At 76.8% G+C, this 4,581-nt stretch carries 1 protein-coding gene; it reads left to right on the top strand.

From position 1 onward, the window contains the following. Positions 1–4,581, top strand: a 4,581-nt coding sequence (locus CCN51_RS31900; RefSeq protein WP_143675943.1) for a type I polyketide synthase, incomplete at both ends; no start/stop codon positions are given.

Here is a 4,581-nt window from a genome sequence, read left to right as displayed (position 1 = left end):
CGAGCCGATCGCCATCATCGGCATCAGCGGCCGCTACCCCCAGGCGGACACCCTGGAGGAGTTCTGGCGCAACCTCGCCGAGGGCCGCGACTGCGTCACCGAGGTCCCCGCGGACCGCTGGGACGCCGACGCCCTGTTCGACGCGGACCCGGCCGCACCGGGCCGCAGCTACGGCCGCTGGGGCGGCTTCCTGTCGGACGTGGACTCCTTCGATTCGCTGTTCTTCCAGATCCCGCCCAAGCAGGCCCGCACGATGGACCCGCAGGAGCGGCTCTTCCTGCAGACGGCCTGGTCGGCGCTGGAGAACGCCGGCTACCCGCCGTCCCGGATCCCGGCGCCCCGCCACGGCGGCCAGGGGCACGACGTCGGCGTGTACGTCGGCGTCATGTGGGACGACTACGCGATCCTCGCCGCCGCCGAGTCGGCCCGCGGCAACCACCAGGTCGTGCTGGCCAACCGTTCCGCCATCGCCAACCAGGTCTCCTACTTCGGCGACTTCCGCGGCCCGAGCGTGGTGATCGACACTGCCTGCTCCGCGTCCCTCGTCGCCGTGCACCAGGCCTGCGAGAGCATCCGCCGCGGCGAGTGCTCGTACGCGATCGCCGGCGGCGTCAACGTCGCCGTGCACCCCGACAAGTACGTGCACCTCAGCCGCAAGACCATGCTGTCCGCCGACGGCCGCTGCCGGGCCTTCGGCGCGGGCGGCACCGGGTACGTGCCCGGCGAGGGCGTCGGCGCGGTGGTGCTCAAGCGGCTGTCGGACGCGGTCCGCGACGGCGACACCGTGCACGCCGTGATCCGTGCAAGCGCCGTCAACCACGGAGGCCGGACCAGCGGCTACACCGTGCCCAACCCGCAGGCCCAGCAGGCGCTGGTGGAACAGGCGCTGGCCGCCGCGGGCATCGACGCCCGCACCATCGGCTGTGTCGAGGCGCACGGCACCGGCACCGCCCTGGGCGACCCGATCGAGCACACCGCGCTGGCCCAGGCCTTCGCCCGGCACACCGGCGACACGGGATTCTGCGCGCTCGGCTCGGTGAAGTCCGCGATCGGCCACCTGGAGGGCGCCGCCGGGATCGCCGGGCTCACCAAGGCCGTCCTGCAGCTGCGCCACGGCACCCTGCTGCCCACGCTGCACGCCGAGGAACTCAACCCGGTCATCGACTTCGAGCGCTCGCCGTTCACCGTGCAGCGGGAGACGGCGCCGTGGCCGCGCGCGTACGACGGTGACGGCCGTCCGCTGCCGCGCCGCGCCGCCGTCAGCTCGTTCGGGGCGGGCGGCACCAACGCGCACATCGTCGTGGAGGAGTACCTGACCCCCGAGCCGGCCCCGGCCGGGCCCGGGCAGGCGGAGCTGATCGCCCTGTCCGCCCGCGACGAGGACCGGCTGCGCGCCCGCGCGGCCGACCTGGGCCGCACCCTGGCCGAGCCGGGTGCCCCGAGGCTGGCCGACGTCGCCCACACCCTGCGCGTGGGCCGCGAACCCCTGGCCGCACGGCTGGCGTTCGTCGCCGCCGACCTCGCGGACGCGGCGGGCAAGCTCGCCGCCGTCGGCCGGGGCGAGGGCGGCCAGTGGCTGCACCGGGGCCGGGTGGAGCAGCACCCGCCGCTGGCCGGCCTGCTGACCGACGGCATCGGCGGCGAGGACTTCCTCGCCACCCAGATCGCGGCCGGCGCCGACGACCTCCTCGGCCGGCTGTGGGTCTCGGGCGTCACCGTCGACTGGGACCTGCTGCACCGCCTGCGCCCCGCCGAGCGCCGCCGGGTGCCGCTGCCGACGTACCCCTTCGAGCGGGTACGGCACTGGCTCGACACCACGCCCGCTCCCGCCCCCGCGCCAGGCCCGCGCCGGTGGGAGCGCCGGCTCGCCGCCGACGAGCCGGCGCTGCGCGACCACGTGGTCGACGGGCGGCCCATCCTGCCCGGTGTCGGCCACCTGGACCTGGTCGCCGAGGCGAGCGGGGGACTGGCCGGGCGGGCCTGCGTGGACGTCCGCTGGGTCGTCCCGCTGGCCCTGAGCGGGGCCGAGGAGACGGTGGCGGTGGCCTTCGACGGCGACCGGTACGAGATCCGCGGCGCCGACGACGCCGTACGCTCCTGCGGCCGCCTCTCCGCCGCCCCGCCCGCGCCCGCCCCCCTCGACGTCACCGCGCTGCGCGCCCGCCTGGACGAAGGCCCGGGCGAAGGCTCCTTCTACCGGGCGCTGGCCGGGCAGGGACTGCCGTACGGGCCGTTCTTCCGCCGCGTCCGGCAGGTGTGGACCGGCCGGGACGAGGTGCTCGGCCGGATCGGCGAGCCCGCCGCCGACGACCCGGCGCACGCCCTGCACCCGGGCGTCCTGGACGCCGCCCTGCACACCGTCGCCGCCCTGCTGGTCCGCCGCCGGGGCGAACACGCCCGGCCGATGCTGCCGTTCGCGGCCGACCGCGTCGAGGTGTTCGGCGCCGTCCCCACGACCGGCTGGTCGTACGTCCGGGAGACCGCGACCGACCGCTGCGAGGTGCTGCTCTGCGACGACACCGGCGCGGTACGGGTCCGGTTCGAGGGCCTGACCTACCGCGAGGCCAAGCCGTCCGCGGTGGTCGTGCACCGGCCGGTGTGGACCGCCCGGCCCGCCGAGGGGCGCGCCGCGGCCGCCCGCAGCGTGCTGCTGGTCGGGGAGCGGCTGGACGCCGAGCCCGCCGCCGGCATCGCCCGCGCCCACCACTGCGCCGACGTACGACGGCTCCCGGTCGGCCCCGGCGGCCTCGCGGACGCCGAACTCGACCGCGCCCTGGCCGGATCCGGCGCACCGGACCTGGTCTACTTCCTGGCCACGGCCCCCGGGCGCGAGCCCGTCGGCCGCGCCGAGCTGCGCGCCCTGACCGACCGGGGCCCGGTCGCCCTGTACCGCCTGGTGCGGGCGCTGGCCCGGCACGGTCTGCTGGAGCGCGAGACACGCCTGAAGGTCGTCACCGCGGACGTCCACCCGCTGGAGGCGGGCGACGACTCCGCCCCGTGGGCCGCCGGGACCGCCGGCCTGGCCGCCGTCGCGGCCAAGGAGTTCCCCGCGCTGCGCGTGGCGCTCGTCGACGTACGCGCGGCGGAGGCCGCCCAGGCGGCCGACGCGATCGTGGCCGAGCCGTTCCCGGCCCGGCCGGTGCCGGTGTCGCTGCGCGCGGGCGTCCGCCGGGTGCGCACCCTGGAGCGGGTCGAACTGCCCGCCGCCGCGCCCCGGTTCCGCCCGGGCGGCGTCTACCTGGTCGTCGGCGGGCTCGGCGCCGTCGGCCGGGACACCTGCCGGCACCTGGCCCGCGGCTACGGAGCGAAGCTGGTCGTGGTCGGCCGCTCCCCGCTCGACGAGACCCGGCGGCAGACCGTCGCGGAGCTGGAGAAGACGGGCGCCGAGGTCCGCTACCTCGCCCTCGACGCCACCGACCCGGACGCCCTGACGGAGGCCGTCGAGTACGCCGTACGGGAGTTCGGCGCCCTGCACGGGGTGATCAACGCCGCGATGGTGCTGGTCGACCAGGTGCTGAGGGAGCTGCCGGAGGCCGGGCTGCGGACCGCCCTGGAGTCCAAGACCGACGCCACCTGGAGCCTGCTGCACGCGGTGCGCGAGGTGCCGCTGGACTTCGCGCTCCTCTACTCGTCCGGCGTGGCCTTCGAGGGCAACCACGGCCAGGCCGGCTACGCCGCCGGATGCACCTTCGCCGACGCCTGTGCCCTGCACGCCGCCCGCACCCTGCCCTTCCCGGTGCGGGTCCTCAACCTCGGCTACTGGCACGCGGGCGGCGATCCGGAGCGGGAGCGGGTGCTGCGCCGCTTCGGCGCCGCCGGTATCCGGCCGCTGAGCGCCGAGCAGGGCATGACCGTCGTCGAGCGGACCCTCGCCGCCGGGCTGCCCCAGGTGTTCGCCCTGGACGCCGACCGGCCCATCCTGGACAACCTCGGCATCGACCCCGACCGCACCCTGAGCGTGCTGCCGGGCGGTGCCCCGGACCCGCTGCCCGAGGTCCGCTTCCCGGGAGCGCCCGGCCCCGAACTGGTCACGCATCAGCACGCGGTCGCCGAGCTGGAGCGACTGGCGGCGTCCCTGCTGGCATCGGTGCTGCACCGGGCGGGCCTGTCCGCCGCGGGCGAGGCGTCCGGAGAGGAACTCGCCGGACGCCTGGGCGTGGTGCCCGAGCACGCCGCGCTGTTCCGGGCCCAGCTCGACATCCTCGCGGAGACGGGCTGGCTGACGGTCACCGGCACCGGTGGTTTCCGCCCGACGGGCCGGGCGGTGGAGCCCGAGGCCGTATCACTCGCCGCTCTGGACGGGCTGACGGTCCGCCACCCGGCCCTCGCACCGGTCGGCACGCTGCTGCGCGACTGCCTGACCGAGCTGCCCGGCATCCTCACCGGCCGCCGCCCCGCCATGGAGATCCTCTTCCCCGACGGCTCCGCCGAGCGGGTGGCCGCCGTGTACCAGGGCGACCCGGTCACCGACCGCTGCAACGCGGAGGTGGCCCGGCTCGTGGTCGAACAGGTCGAGGCCCGCCGGGCCGCCGACCTCCAGGATCCGGACCAGTGTCGCGGGGTCGGCGGCCCGGCGGGCCT

It is taken from the genome of Streptomyces milbemycinicus, assembly GCF_002154605.1.
In the GTDB taxonomy this organism is placed as follows: domain Bacteria; phylum Actinomycetota; class Actinomycetes; order Streptomycetales; family Streptomycetaceae; genus Streptomyces; species Streptomyces milbemycinicus.
The sequence above is the reverse complement of the archived record's forward strand: the minus strand, read 5'-3'. Positions and strand labels throughout refer to the sequence as shown.